Here is a 13,123-nt window from a genome sequence, read left to right as displayed (position 1 = left end):
TCGGTCTGCTTGCGCACGCCAGGGTACGACGAGACGCGGACACTACTCCAGCGCGTCCATTCCTCAGGACAGCCACTCATCCGCCACGTCCCAGCCAAGGCGGAGTATCAGAACGGCAACGACCAGGACGAACACCACGCGGACGAAGCGAGACCCGCGCGCCACCGCCATCCGCGCCCCGATGTACGCCCCCACGAGGTTCGCCACGCCCAGCCCGAGCCCGAGCGTCCAGATCACGTGCCCGGCGGGCACGAAGAAGATCAGCGCGCCGAGGTTGGTCGCGAAGTTCACGATCTTCGCGATGGCCGACGCCGGCAGGAACGAGTATCCGAGCACGCTCACCAGTGCGATCACCAGGAATGTCCCGGTGCCGGGCCCCAGCAGGCCGTCGTAGCCGCCGATGAGCAGGCCGATCGCGGCGGCGATCCGGCGATGGCCGTTGCCCACCCAGCGCAGGTCGTCGTACTCGCCCAGTTTCGGCCGTGCGAGGGTGAACACCAGGACGCCCGCGAGCACCAGCAGGATCACGGGCTTGAACAGGTCCGCCGGGATCAGCGCCGCGAGAGCCGCGCCGCCGACCGCCCCGCCGAGCGCCGCGACCGCCATCGGGCCGGCGGTGCGCAGGTCCGGCCCCACGCGCCGGTAGTAGGTGATCGACGACGTCGCGGTGCCCAGGATGCTGCCCAGCTTGTTGGTCGCGAGCGCCTGGACCGGGGTGATCCCGGGTACGAGCAGCAGCGCCGGGAGCTGGATGAGCCCGCCCCCGCCGACGACGGCGTCCACCCAGCCGGCGGCGAGCGCGGCGAACAGGAGCAGGACGATGGTGAGGAGATCGAGCTCGGGCACGCTGAGCATTCTCCCCCGGTCCGCCGCCGTCGATGTCGGAGTGCCCGCGTAGGCTGTGGCGCGTGTACGAAGGCGTGGTCCAGGACCTGATCGACGAGCTCGGGCGGCTTCCCGGCGTCGGCCCCAAGAGCGCGCAGCGCATCGCGTTCCACCTGCTCGCGGCGGACGACCACGAGGTGAGGCGGCTCGTCGACGCGCTCGTGGAGGTGAAGCGGCGCGTGCGGTTCTGCGAACTGTGCGGCAACGTCGCCGAGGCCGAGCGTTGCCGCATCTGCGCGGACCCGCGCCGCAGCGACGAGGTCATCTGCGTGGTGGAGGAGCCCAAGGACGTGGTCGCGATCGAGCGCACCCGCGAGTTCCGCGGGCGGTACCACGTGCTCGGCGGGGCGATCAACCCGATCGACAACGTGGGCCCGGACGACCTGCGCATCAAGGAGCTCATGTCCCGGCTCGCGGACGGCGTGGTGCAGGAGGTCATCATCGCCACCGACCCCAACGTCGAGGGCGAGGCCACGGCGACCTATCTTTCCCGATTGATCGGTTCGCTGGAAATCACCGTCTCGAGACTGGCGTCCGGACTGCCCGTCGGTGGAGACTTGGAGTACGCCGACGAGGTGACCCTCGGGCGCGCATTCGAAGGCCGGCGGGTCGTCGGCAACTGATCACAGGGGTGACAACGATGAGCGAGATCGCCGCGGACTCCGACCTCCGCGAGGTAGCCGACCAGGCGTCCGCGCAGGCCAGGACGTTTCTGTCGACGATGACGAGAGTCGCGTCCGGATCGATGCCGGGCGCCGAGCTCTCGCTCCTGGTGCTGGCGACGAGCGATCTGCTGGCCGTCGGTGCGCGGCTCGCCGCGATCGTCGACGTCGTCCCCGCCGAGCGGTACGAGCCCGACGCCGGCCCGGAGACCGACATGGACCCGCTGCGCGACGCACTGTCCCGGCTCCTCGACGGTTTCGACGACTACCTCGAGATCTCCGACCCCATGCTGGGCGAGGAGGTCGGCCCGGCCACGCTCTCCGGTGACCTCGCGTGCGTCGCGGAGGCGGTGGCCAAGGGGCTGCAGCACTACGACACCGGGCACGAGCTCGAGGCACTGTGGTGGTGGCAGTTCAGCTACTTCTCGGTGTGGGGCGAGCGCGCGGCATCGGCCCTGCGGGTCCTCCAGTCGGTGCTCGCGCACCTGCGCCTCGACGTCGAGGACGACGTCGCCGCCGAGGCGGAGTACGACGCGCTGCACGCCTGACCCGGACGCGCTGCACGCCTGACCCCGGAGGCCCGCTCAGGCGACCCGGGTGCCCCTCGGCAGGTCACCCGTCGGGATCCGCAGCCGGTTCACGGCGACGGCGACGCCGGCGCCCCCGAGCAGCAGGTTGAACCCGAGACCCCACGGCCACGCCATGCGGTCGGTGACCTCGGTCTCCTCCACGGGCGCGTCGGGATCCGGCCCGCCGTGGCCCGTCCAGCACTCGTTCCGCTCCGCGCCCTCGTCCGTCATCGCGTACCGCACGCCGTACTGCAGCATGGCGAGCAGATTCACGTCATCCATCTCGTCGGGGTCGGCGGTGAGCGGCTGCGCGTCCGCCACGAGCACGAACGGGTTGGGCGCGAGCATCCACCAGGTGCGCTCGTGGTGCCAGACCGGAAGGACGTGGGTCTGCCACTCGCACTCCTCGGCCAGGCCCGTCTCCGGGTCGAACGAGGTCTGCGTCCAGACGCGCACCTCGTCGTCCGTGGTCGTGAGCGGAGCCAGCAGCCCGAACAGGATCGGCAGCACGACGGTGACGGTCCCGATCGTCAGGTACGTCAGCACCGCGGCGGCGGACGGCTTCGTGACGATCGCCGAGAACCCGAGCCCGATCGCGCACACGACTCCCAGCACCACGGCCAGCATGAGCAGCGTGCCCACGAGCGCGAGCGCGGTGACGCCGCCGGCGAGCAGTGCCCAGAGGATGAACGGCACGCTCGCCGCGAGGAACGCGAGCGCCGCGAACCACGACGCCGCGAGCTTGCCCAGCACGATCTCCGCCGGGCTGAGCAGGGTGACCTGGAGCGTCGCGAGAGTTCCCGCGTTCCGGTCGCCGTTGATCGCCCCGGAGGAGAGCGTCGGGGCGACGAGCAGCCCGAGGAACAGCACGAAGCACACGACGATGCTGTAGATCATGCCGCCGTACGGTTCGCCCTGCCCGGAGTAGGAGTACTCCCGCGCCTCCACGGCGAGCGCCCACGTGGTCAGCCCGGTGATCAGGCCGACCACCACCACCCACAGCACGAGAGCCAGCTTCCATCGCGTCGACCGGACGCGCTGTCGCAGCTCCAGCCGGGTGACGGTGCGCAGCCCGTGCCAGGACAGGGACCAGGTCCCGCGCTCGGCCCCGGTGTCCGCCGTCGTCCCCGCCGGTGCCGGCCCGCCCGCGTCCGTCGTCGTCCCCGTCATCGCCGTTCCTCCTCGAGCGCCAGGTACTTCTGCTCCAGCACGCCCCCGGCGGGGGCGAGGCTCACCACGTCGACCCCCGCGCGCACGGCGTCGCCCAGCAGGGCGGCCGCCTCGGTGTCGTCGGACAGCGCGACGAGGACGCCCTCGGCTCCGTCGGGTTCGACGTCGTAGGGGACGCCCGCCTGGGCGAGATGTGCGACGAGCACGTCGTGGTGCAGTGCGGTGATCCGCCATCGGCGGGACTCGCCGGCCGACTCGATCGCCTCCGCGGCGACGGTGCGGCCCCGGGAGATGAAGACGGCGTCGTCGGCCATCTCGTCGAGTTCGGTGAGCACGTGCGACGAGACGAGGATCGTCTTGCCCGTGGCGGCGAGCCGCCGCAGCAGCACCCGCAGGTCGACCCGGGAGCGCGGGTCGAGGCCCGACGCCGGCTCGTCCAGCAGGAGCACCTCCGGGTCGTGCACGAGCGCACGGGCGAGACCGAGACGCTGCTTCTGTCCGCGGGAGAGCACGTGGGCGGGCTCGTCGGCGAGCTCGGCGAGGTGGACCAGGTCGAGGAGCTCGGCGGCTCGTCGTCCGGCGTCGTCCGGCGAGATCCGGTAGGCGGCGGCGACGGTGGTCAGCACCTCGCGTGCCGTCAGGGAGTCCCAGGTGCCGAACACGTCCGGCATCCAGCCGGTGCGCGCGCGGGCCTGGTAGGTGCGGGTGACCGGGTCGAAGCCCGCCACGGAGATGGTGCCCGCATCGGGTGCGAGCAGTCCGGCGAGCATGAGCAGGAGGGTCGTCTTGCCGGAGCCGTTGGGCCCGATCAACGCCGTCACGCGTCCGGGCGCGGCCACGAGGTCGACGTCGGCCACCGCCTGGACGCTCCCGAAGGACCGCCGTACGCCGTGCGCAGTTACTCCGCTGTCTGGGGGCATGGAGCAGACGGTAGCGGTGACCACCGGCGAGGGCGACGAAAGTGGTGGCCGGGCGCCGAACCGTGGCCGAGTCGTGGCCGTACGGTGTCAGCAGGCCTCCGCGGGAGCGGCCGTGCCGGTCGCGTCGAACAGGTGCGTGTCACCGAACGCCACGTTCTGGTCGAGGGTGAGCTTCACGTCGTCGCCGTCGAACCGGAGCGTGAGCGTGTACGCGAACGGCCCGCCGACGGCCACCATCCGCGCCACCAGCGTGTTCGGCTCGGTCCAGGCGGCGGCGCAGGCGAGTTCCTCCCGGCCGCCCGCGAGCTCCGCCTCCTGCCGCACCCACTCACCGTGCCCCAGCGTGAACGTCCGCGGCTTGCCGCCGATCTCCTCGTGCAGCACCAGGCGGCCGTCGTCGTCCCGCGTCAGCTCCAGCGCCTCGAACGCGCCGGCGTCGGACATGCGGTAGGTGCGGCCGATGACGGGCGGTTCCGGGGCCGTCCGGTCTCCGGCAGGCGGCGGGAGACGCAGGTCCCACGTGATGCCGTCGGTGGGCGGGACGACGCCCGACGACGGGTGCGGGCGCGGCAGTTCGGCGTCGCGCGCGGCGACGGGGTCCAGCGCCGGGAGCAGGGCGTCCCAGACGGCGTCCTGCACGGACTGGAGGTTCTGGACGCCGGAGGTGATCGCGAGCACGACGTCGTGGTCCGGCCAGACGATCGCGTACTGGCCGAACGCGCCGTCGGCCCGGTAGGCGCCGAACCGCGAGCGCCAGAACTGGAAGCCGTAGCCCTGCCGCCACTCCGGCCAGTCGTCGTGCGTGCTGTGGATCTGGCGGGACGTGGCGGCCTCGATCCACTCCCCGGGGATGAGCTGGGCGCCCTGCCAGTTGCCGCGCTGCAGGCAGAACTGGCCCAGCTTCGCGAGGTCCTCGGTGCGCACGCGCATCCCGTAGCCGCCGACGTCGAGCCCGTCGGGGTCCTGCTCCCACGTGGCGTCCTGGAATCCGAGCGGTTCGAGCACGCGCTCGCCGAGGTAGTCGAGCAGCCGCCGCCCGGTGAGGCGCTGCACGAGCACGCCGGCCAGATAGGTGGCGCCCGTGTTGTAGACGAAGCGCGAGCCGGGCTTCTCGGGCACCGGCATGGCGAGGATCTGGCGCACCCAGTCGGCCTCCCGCATCCCGAGGTTGGTGGGCACGATCGCCTCCATCGTCGAGGCGGCGTGGCCGGTGCTCATGGTGAGCAGGTGCCGGATCGTCATGGCGCGCAGGTTGTCCGACGGCGCGGCGGGAGCCTCCGCGGCGAAGTGGTCCAGGACCTTGTCGTCGAGGTCGAACAGCCCGTCGACGAACGCGAGGCCGACGGCGATGCTGGTGAAGCTCTTGCTCACCGAGAACATGAGGTGGGGCGTTCCCGGGTCGTAGGGGGTCCACCAGCCCTCGGCGATCACCTTGCCGTGGCGGAGCAGCATGAAGCTGTGGACGGCGTCCATGCCGTCGAGGTTCTCCACGAGACGGCGCACTGCCGCCGGGTCGAGGCCCTCGGCCGCCGGGGTGGAGCGGGGCAGGTCGCGCGTCGTCGTCACGCGACGATGGTAGAGGATCGGTGATACTGACCGGTTCGTCGCCCCGGTCAGCTATACATGGCATATGTCAGATACTTCTCGTGGCCAGGGCTCGTCCGCCGCTCGCCAAGAGCCGTCGGCACCGGTCGGGCGATCTCACTGGCGGACGGCCAGGCAGGTCGTGGGTTGGGTCCTGGCCGTCGTGATCGTCGCACCGGTCGTGACCGTCATCGGCTACTGGATCTACCTGTCCACGCCCGAGAACGGCGATCGGATCGCCCGTGAGCAGGCCGCCGGCACGGCGGCGGTCATCGCCGACGAGGTCGTCGTGCCCCTGCACAACAGCAACGGTGTGCTCGACGCCGAGCAGATCGCCGAGAGCGCGCTCCTGGAACAGCCGGATCCTCGGCTTCCCGATCAGCGCGACGCCACGGTCGCCGTGGAACTGCTCGGCTGGGACGGGGCCACGGACGAGGCCGAGGGCGCACGCGTCGACCTCCGCGTCGAGGTCGTCGTCCACGGCGGGTCCGACGGCGCACTGTTCGCCCGCCAGAGGACGGGCGGTCACACCGTCGAGTGCTACCGGCTGACCGTGGGCTACTACGAGTACGACGAGGCGGCGGACCTGGACACGATCGACTGCCCGGCGGACGGGGGGACCCCGGAGGTGCCCGCCGGCATGCCCGCGGAGCTCGGCCCCGAGGTCGGCGCGACGACGCTGCAGGCCCTCGACGACGTCGACCTCAGCCCCTACGACGGCACCGGCGAGGGGATCGTCACCGATGACATCCAACAGGTGATGTGGGAGGCGTTCTCCTCGGAGGAGTACGAGGCCTACGACCTGTCGATCCGTGTCGGCGTGCTGGACGGCCCCTACGTGGACGGTGACGAGACGATCGTGGCCGCGGTCGGTCTGTCGTACCCGGTGGACTGCGTCGTCGGCGTCAAGGAGCCAGGTCGACCCGCGTTCGTGTCGGTGGGCTACCCGGCGCAGGAGCTGGAGATCGGCGGGCTCGGGTGCAGCCCTCAGCTGGTCGAACGGTACGGGACCCCTGAGATCGCGCCCGAACCGACCGCGACGCCTTCGGCGTCACCAGGTCCCACCCCGCCCTGGAAGGTCGAGTCGGCCAGCTCGGCGGAGAACGAGAAGCGGCTGCTGAGCCTGCTGTCCGAGGTCGAGCGCGACCTGGACGAGACGGACGTGCTGGCGGCACTCGAGAAAACCTTCCCCGACCACACCGTCGACGTGCGACGGGACGGGAACGAGCTCGCGGCCTCGGTCATGGGGCCGGGGCATCGCGACTGCCTGGTCGGCGTCCGCGTCGGCGACGGCGTTCCGTTCCGCTACACGGACTTTCCGCGGGTACAGCTCGAGCTCGGCGAGCTGGGCTGCGTGCCGGGTCTGTACTGGTCGAACGTGACGGCGCACTGAGGCGGCCGAGGCGGAGCGTACGTCGCCGACCCTTCGTGCGTGTCAGCCTCCCCGTCTATCGTTGCTCGCGTGACCACCGCCTTGTATCGCCGCTACCGGCCCGACACCTTCGCCGACATGATCGGCCAGGAGCACGTGACGGGCCCCCTCATGCAGGCGTTGCGCAGCGGCCGGGTCAACCATGCCTACCTGTTCAGCGGCCCGCGCGGGTGCGGCAAGACGACGTCGGCCCGGATCCTCGCGCGCACGCTGAACTGCCACCGCAACACTCCCGAGACGCCCTTGGACACGCCCTGCGGCGAGTGCGAGTCGTGCACGGAGCTGGCTCGCGGCGGCTCGGGTTCCCTTGATGTCGTGGAGATCGACGCCGCCAGTCACAACGGCGTCGACGACGCACGGGACCTGCGCGAACGCGCCACCTTCGCCCCGGCACGGGACCGGTACAAGATCTTCATCCTGGACGAGGCGCACATGGTGACGCCACAGGGCTTCAACGCGCTGCTGAAGATCGTCGAGGAGCCTCCCCCGCACATCAAGTTCGTCTTCGCGACCACGGAGCCGGACAAGGTGATCGGCACCATCCGCTCGCGCACGCACCACTACCCGTTCCGGCTCGTCCCCCCGGACGTGCTGTCGCCGTATCTGGAGAAGCTGTCCGAGGCCGAGGGCATCGAGGTCGGGGCCGGCGTGCTGCCGCTGGTGACGCGGGCCGGCGGGGGCTCGGTGCGGGACTCGCTGTCCGTGATGGACCAGCTCATCGCCGGTGCGTCGGGCGGCGAGGTCGGCTACGACCTGGCGGTCGGGCTGCTCGGCTACACGCATTCCTCCCTGCTGGACGATGTCGTGGACGCGCTCGCGGCACGTGACGGTGCCTCGATCTTCCGGGTCGTCGACCAGATCATCGCCACGGGCCACGAGCCGCGGCGGTTCGTCGAGGACGTCCTCGAACGGTTGCGCGACCTGATCGTCATCGGCGTCTCCGGCGACGCCGCGGACGCGGTGCTGCGCGATCTTCCCAGCGACCAGCTCGAACGGATGCGGGCACAGGCGGGGCGGCTCGGCGTGGCCGAGCTGTCACGCGCGGCCGACCTGGTCAACGCGGCTCTGACCGAGATGACCGGAGCGACGTCGCCGCGCCTGCACCTGGAGCTGCTCTGCGCACGGCTGCTGCTCCCGGGGGCCGACGACGGCACCGCCGGCCTCGCCGCCCGCATCGACCGCCTGGAGCGCGGGGGGATCACGGTGCAGGCCACGAGCGGGTCCCAGGCCGAGCCGGTGCCCGTCGGCGACGTGGGCAACGGACTGACCGGTGCTGCTGCCGCCCGTGCGGTCGTCGAGGCGAACCGGGCGAAGAAGGGGCCGGCGGGTGGCTCGTCGCCGTCCGGCGGGTCCGTGGCCGGCTCCGCGGAGGCCGGTGGGCCGGCGGGGACGACGGAACCGGAGGCCGCGACGCCCGAGCCGCGGGAATCGGTGCCCACGCAAGCGGCGCCTGCGGCACCTGACGCGGGAGCCCCGGGCGCGGTCGCCCCGCGCTCCCAGCAGCCCGTCGAGGAGGACCAGCGGGTGCCGGTGGCGGCGTCCGGTCCACGGCCGGAGCCGAATCGTCAGGTGAGCGGTCAGCCGGCCGCGCCGGAGCACGTTCCCGCCGCGGCCGGCAGCGGTGCGATGACCACCGAGGAAGTGCGCCGCCGGTGGCCGGAGGTGCTGGAGACCCTGTCGGTCGCGCGGGTGACCTGGTCGCTCGTCGGGCAGAACGCTCAGGTCGCCGCGCTCGACGGCGGAGTGCTGAAGCTGGCCTTCCGCGCTGACGGCCTCGCCCGGGCGTTCGCGAACCCGCGGCACACGGGCGCCGTGGAGGAGGCCGTCTACCAGACCCTGGGCATCCAGGTGAAGGTGGAGGGCATCGTCGGTGACGGGCCGGGTCCCTCCGAGGGCGGTGGCGCCGGGCCCGGCGGTGGCGCCGGGCCTGGCGGAAACAGTGGAACGGGCGGCAGCGGCGGACCGGACGGATCCGCCCGGTCCGGCGGTGCCGAGCCCGGCGGCGGCCGAGCAGGGCGGCCGGGGCAGAGCGGCACGACCGGTCCGCGTGCGCAGGTCACGCCCGGAGCGGGTGACGGCGCTCTGGAGGCCCCGGAAGAGGCCCCGAAACCGGCTTCAGGTGGACCGGCCTCCGCCGCGACGTCCGCCCCGGCCGAGACGGACGGCTGGCCCGAGGTGCCCGTACCCGGCGGCCAGTCGCTCCAGGGCACCGGAACCGGCGCCGTCGCAGCCGGGAGCGGCATCACCCCCGAGGCGGGCGCCGGGCGACAGCGAGGGGCGGTTGACGCGCGGAGCGCGGCCGGTGGCGGGACCGCGACGGGCAGCCAGGATGTCGCCGATGGCTGGGCCGTGGCCGATGACCCGGCGGCGAGCCCTGCCGGTGTCTCCCACGCGGGCGGCGGCGCGAGCGCGAACGGCGGCCCGGGCGGCGGGAACGGCAGCTCGGCCGGCGGGAACGGCAGCAGCGCCGGAACGGCCACCGCGGTGGCGACGCGCACCGCATCGGTGTCGGCACCCGCTCCGTCGTCGGACACGGGGTCGGCACGGGGCAGGGCCAGGGCGTCGTCGGCGGTCGCGACCGCCGCGTCACCGGATGACGAACCGGTCCCGGAACCTCCGCCGGGCTACGACGACGACCTCGAGCCCGGCGGTGGGCGCGCGCCCACCCCGCCCCCCGTACCCGAGGCGGTCTACGCGACCCAGAACCCGCCCAGCCGGCTGACCGGCGCCGAACGCGCCCGGGAGGCACTCCGGCGTGCCCAGGCGGCGCGCGGTCCTGGGGGCGCGGCCCCGGGCGCCGGATCCTCACCGGGCCTGTCCGGGACGCGGTCGGCGACGGTGGGGAGCGCGGCCTCGTACGACGAGCTGTCGGCCGACGACCCGGATCTCGAGGGCGGGGGCAACGGGCTCGTCGGCGTGCCACTGGTCGTGAAGGTGCTCGGGGGCACGATCATCGACGAGTCGGTCGAGCAGGCATGACGACTCCGGTGACGACACTGCGCATCGTCGCGGCGGTGGTGGTCGGGGCCGACGGGCGCCACTTGCTGGTCCGCAAGCGCGGCACGACGTCGTACATGCAGGTGGGCGGCAAGATCGAACCCGGCGAGGCGCCGGTACCCGCGCTTCTGCGTGAGTTCCAGGAGGAGGTCGGGCTCGCGCTCGATCCCGAACGTGTCGCACCTCTCGGGCGATTCGGCGCACCGGCGGCGAACGAGCCGGACCATCACGTCGACGCGCACGCCTTCCTGGTCCGGCTGGCGCCCGGTGAGCGGCCGCGCGCGCTGGCGGAGCTCGAGGAGCTCGCGTGGATCGACCCGTCCGCGCCGATGGCGCCCCATCCCCTGGCGCCCCTCAGTCTTGATCTCCTGGCGGCGTGGCACGAGCGGAACGCCGGGCACGACGGCGGCAGTTGAGCAGCGGCAGCGGGTCGCTCCACGCCGACGGGCGGGCCCGCTCGTGGGTTGGCCGGGAAGCTACCTCGTGGCCTGGCTCCGGAGACTCGTCCGCGCCTCCATCAACGCGAAGCCGAGCAGGTTGAGACCTCGCCAGGCGCTCGGATTTTCGGCGTCCTCGTTCCGCGCCCCCATTCCTATGCCCCAGATCCGGTCCCGCGGGCTGGCCTCGACGAGCACGCGTTCCCTGGTGTTGACCAGGTAGGTCCGCAGTGCCGGCATGGACGAGAACTTGTGGACGCTTCCGCGAACGACGATGTCGAAGCGTTCACGCTCCCAGAGCGACTCCTCGAACCCCCGCACGGTTCGCCCCGCGGCCTTCGCCAGAGCCGGGTTCGCTGCCGAGATGACGGCACGCTCGGCCTCCGCGTCCTGGAAGAGACGCGCCTTCTCCGCCATCATCCAGTGCTCGGCGGACCGGTAGGTCACCCCACCCACCGTGAACGGCGACGGCCACCACTGACTCAGGCAGCCGCGACCGAGAGCGCCGTCCGGCTCCGGCTGGTGTCCCCAGAAGTGCAGGTACTTGACGGTGGCACCCGAACCGAGGTGCGCGATGAGTTCTTCGACGGATCGAGCCGGAACCGTGCTGAGCATGAGGGCGAGTATCTCAGCGCATCGTCACGCCGGAGGGAGCCCGGGGTTGCGGCCGGAGCATCGAAGAGGACGCAAGCTTGTGGATTAACGTGCTTGTACACAGATTTGCAGCTCAGACGACGAATAGGGCGGGTCATCTGTACGATCGAACGAGAAGCGAACAGGTCGATCGACGGTCAGGGGGCAGGGAGCATGCACGACGGTTCACGAATCGCGCGGCTGGTCGAGATGTCCCGCGCCGGCCTGGAGCGCCGGCAGCCGGTCGACGCCGGCCAGGCACTGGACGCACTCGCCGACCACGTCGCGGATCTGCCCGACGACGTGCTGTCGGACATGGTGCGCGCCGCGGCGAGTCTGGCGGGGTGGGCAGCGGGAGTGCAGGCCCGTGCTGCCGGAGAACTGGTGCGACGTTCGGAAGGATTCACGGGCTTCGAGGAGACCACCACGATGGTGTCCGGCGAACTGCGGGAGACCCGGAGGACCGCGCGGGTGATCACCGTCCGAGCTACCGCCGGGCTGCGCCACCCGGCGGTGATCGATCACCTCAGCGCGGGGCGCATCGACGCACCCCGCGCCGACGCCTTGCTGCTTGCCGGGCGATCCCTCACCGACCGGCAACGTGCCAGGGCGATCGAGCAACTCCTGCCGATCGCACCGGAACGGTCGGCGACCTGGCTGGCGAACGAGATGCGAAAGCTGGCCCGCACCCTGGACCCAGGAAGGGAGAGCAGGAGTGCCGGGCAGTCACGGGCGGTGTTCCACGACGCCTGCGAGGACGAGATGGGCATCCTGACCGCCTTCCTGCCCGCCGTCGACTCCGCGGCGGTCTGGGGCGTGATCGACGACCTCGCGCAGCAGATGCGCCGCACCGATGACACCCGCACGCTGGGTCAGCTCCGCGCGGACGTCCTCACCTCCATCGTGACCGGCCGACTCGTCCCCGAACGCCGCCGCCCGACGGAGGGCGAGCGGGACGACGAGCGGGACGACGAGCGCGCCCGGTGGCCGGTGGTGCGCGTGACCCCGACCCGCCCGGTCGTGCGCGTCACCGTCCCCCTGCACGCTCTTCGTACCGGCGGCCCGAGCACCGACGGCCCGAGCACCGACACTCCGGTGGACGAGACGTCGGGGCACGCGGACGCGGCCGGTGTCAGTGGCGGAGGCGCCGCGTGGCTGGATGGATTCGGGCCCGTGAGCGCGATCACCGCCGCCGAGGTCGCCTTCGATCCGGACTCCACCTGGAACCGCCTGGTGACCGACCCGGTCACCGGCGTCCTGACCGATTACTCCACGCGCGCCTACCGGCCTCCGAAACCCTTGGCCGACGCCGTGCGCCTGCGCGACGCCACCTGCCGCGGACCGGGCTGCCAGATCGACGCGCGATGGTGCGACCTGGACCACATCGACTCCTACGAGCAGAGCCATGCCTACGCTCCCGGGGAACCGGGCCAGACACGCGCCGACAACCTCCACGCCCTGTGCCGCACCCACCATCGGCTCAAGACGAAGTACGGCTGGCGAGTACGCCGCGACCCCGTCTCCGGGATCACGTACTGGACCGCGCCCACGGGCCGCCCCTACACGAAAGCCGCCACCAGCACCGACCCCGAACCCACCAGCTTCAGGCAGTTCATGAGAGCGAAGGTCGCCCCGCCGGCCGAGCCGGAACCCGACCCCACCGACGAAGAGATCCCCGACCGGGGTGCTCCTGGCAGCCCGCACCGGCACGACGAGCCCAGCAGCCACGGGAAGAACCGGCGACTGCGGGGTCTCCCCGGCGATCATCCGGATGCGGATGACGAGCCGCCCTTCTGATGCCCATCAGAAAACCGAGCAGACAGCCATGCCAGCG

General features: G+C 72.1%; 11 protein-coding genes. 6 read left to right on the top strand and 5 right to left on the bottom strand.

All coding sequences use genetic code 11. The features are described 5' to 3' along the window. Positions 1-63: 63 nt before the first annotated feature. Positions 64-855 (bottom strand): TSUP family transporter, encoded by a 792-nt coding sequence (locus tag EDD34_RS01310; RefSeq protein ID WP_123812970.1) that lies wholly within the window; start codon positions 853-855, stop codon positions 64-66. 53 nt (positions 856-908) lie between these two features. Here EDD34_RS01310 and recR point away from each other — a divergent pair, with 53 nt between their 5' ends. Continuing rightward, the gene (gene recR / locus EDD34_RS01305; RefSeq protein ID WP_123812969.1) at positions 909-1,508 is read left to right on the top strand and encodes a recombination mediator RecR; all 600 of its coding nucleotides are present in this window, start codon (positions 909-911) and stop codon (positions 1,506-1,508) included. 17 nt (positions 1,509-1,525) lie between these two features. Continuing rightward, the gene (locus EDD34_RS01300) at positions 1,526-2,095 is read left to right on the top strand and encodes a DUF5063 domain-containing protein (RefSeq protein ID WP_123812968.1); all 570 of its coding nucleotides are present in this window, start codon (positions 1,526-1,528) and stop codon (positions 2,093-2,095) included. 36 nt (positions 2,096-2,131) lie between these two features. On the opposite strand, the gene EDD34_RS01295 is transcribed toward EDD34_RS01300, so the two are convergent. The 3 genes from EDD34_RS01295 to EDD34_RS01285 all read right to left on the bottom strand — a co-directional run bounded on the left by EDD34_RS01295 (position 2,132) and on the right by EDD34_RS01285 (position 5,772). Then, on the bottom strand, positions 2,132-3,286 hold the full coding sequence (locus EDD34_RS01295; RefSeq protein ID WP_123812967.1) for an ABC transporter permease: 1,155 nt from the start codon (positions 3,284-3,286) through the stop codon (positions 2,132-2,134). Next, complete coding sequence (locus EDD34_RS01290; protein ID WP_123812966.1) at positions 3,283-4,206, bottom strand: ABC transporter ATP-binding protein; 924 nt, start codon at positions 4,204-4,206, stop codon at positions 3,283-3,285. The genes EDD34_RS01295 and EDD34_RS01290 overlap by 4 nt, the downstream gene beginning before the upstream one ends. Positions 4,207-4,293: 87 nt before the next feature. Continuing rightward, on the bottom strand, positions 4,294-5,772 hold the full coding sequence (locus EDD34_RS01285; RefSeq protein WP_246012132.1) for a serine hydrolase domain-containing protein: 1,479 nt from the start codon (positions 5,770-5,772) through the stop codon (positions 4,294-4,296). A 160-nt stretch (positions 5,773-5,932) separates the two neighbouring features. Here EDD34_RS01285 and EDD34_RS01280 point away from each other — a divergent pair, with 160 nt between their 5' ends. The 3 genes from EDD34_RS01280 to EDD34_RS01270 all read left to right on the top strand — a co-directional run bounded on the left by EDD34_RS01280 (position 5,933) and on the right by EDD34_RS01270 (position 10,635). Further along, positions 5,933-7,183, top strand: coding sequence for a hypothetical protein (locus tag EDD34_RS01280; RefSeq protein ID WP_123812965.1), 1,251 nt, complete (start codon positions 5,933-5,935; stop codon positions 7,181-7,183). Between the two features lie 69 nt (positions 7,184-7,252). Beyond that, on the top strand, positions 7,253-10,201 hold the full coding sequence (locus EDD34_RS01275) for a DNA polymerase III subunit gamma and tau (protein WP_123812964.1): 2,949 nt from the start codon (positions 7,253-7,255) through the stop codon (positions 10,199-10,201). After that, a complete protein-coding gene (locus tag EDD34_RS01270; protein WP_123812963.1) occupies positions 10,198-10,635 on the top strand; it encodes an NUDIX hydrolase in 438 nt (145 codons plus the stop codon). Before EDD34_RS01275 ends, EDD34_RS01270 begins: the two co-directional genes overlap by 4 nt. 60 nt (positions 10,636-10,695) lie before the next feature. On the opposite strand, the gene EDD34_RS01265 is transcribed toward EDD34_RS01270, so the two are convergent. Then, positions 10,696-11,271: a riboflavin biosynthesis intermediates N-glycosidase gene (locus tag EDD34_RS01265; RefSeq protein ID WP_123812962.1), complete on the bottom strand. Its 576-nt coding sequence runs from the start codon at positions 11,269-11,271 to the stop codon at positions 10,696-10,698. A gap of 192 nt (positions 11,272-11,463) precedes the next feature. Between EDD34_RS01265 and EDD34_RS01260 the strand changes: the two genes are divergently transcribed. Then, positions 11,464-13,086: an HNH endonuclease signature motif containing protein gene (locus EDD34_RS01260; RefSeq protein WP_123812961.1), complete on the top strand. Its 1,623-nt coding sequence runs from the start codon at positions 11,464-11,466 to the stop codon at positions 13,084-13,086. The last annotated feature ends 37 nt before the right edge of the window (positions 13,087-13,123 follow it).

Origin of the sequence: Myceligenerans xiligouense, from assembly GCF_003814695.1 — a bacterium.
Classification (GTDB): Bacteria; Actinomycetota; Actinomycetes; order Actinomycetales; family Cellulomonadaceae; genus Myceligenerans; species Myceligenerans xiligouense.
This window is presented reverse-complemented; position numbering and strand designations above follow the sequence as displayed.

What these genes read in the sequence shown, in the direction of transcription:
- EDD34_RS01290 (WP_123812966.1), bottom strand. Translation starts at nt 4,206, where the DNA reads ATGCCCCCAGACAGCGGAGTAACTGCGCACGGCGTACGGCGGTCCTTC.
- EDD34_RS01300 (WP_123812968.1), top strand. Translation starts at nt 1,526, where the DNA reads ATGAGCGAGATCGCCGCGGACTCCGACCTCCGCGAGGTAGCCGACCAG.
- EDD34_RS01260 (WP_123812961.1), top strand. Translation starts at nt 11,464, where the DNA reads ATGCACGACGGTTCACGAATCGCGCGGCTGGTCGAGATGTCCCGCGCC.
- EDD34_RS01265 (WP_123812962.1), bottom strand. Translation starts at nt 11,271, where the DNA reads ATGCTCAGCACGGTTCCGGCTCGATCCGTCGAAGAACTCATCGCGCAC.
- EDD34_RS01295 (WP_123812967.1), bottom strand. Translation starts at nt 3,286, where the DNA reads ATGACGGGGACGACGACGGACGCGGGCGGGCCGGCACCGGCGGGGACG.
- EDD34_RS01310 (WP_123812970.1), bottom strand. Translation starts at nt 855, where the DNA reads ATGCTCAGCGTGCCCGAGCTCGATCTCCTCACCATCGTCCTGCTCCTG.
- EDD34_RS01270 (WP_123812963.1), top strand. Translation starts at nt 10,198, where the DNA reads ATGACGACTCCGGTGACGACACTGCGCATCGTCGCGGCGGTGGTGGTC.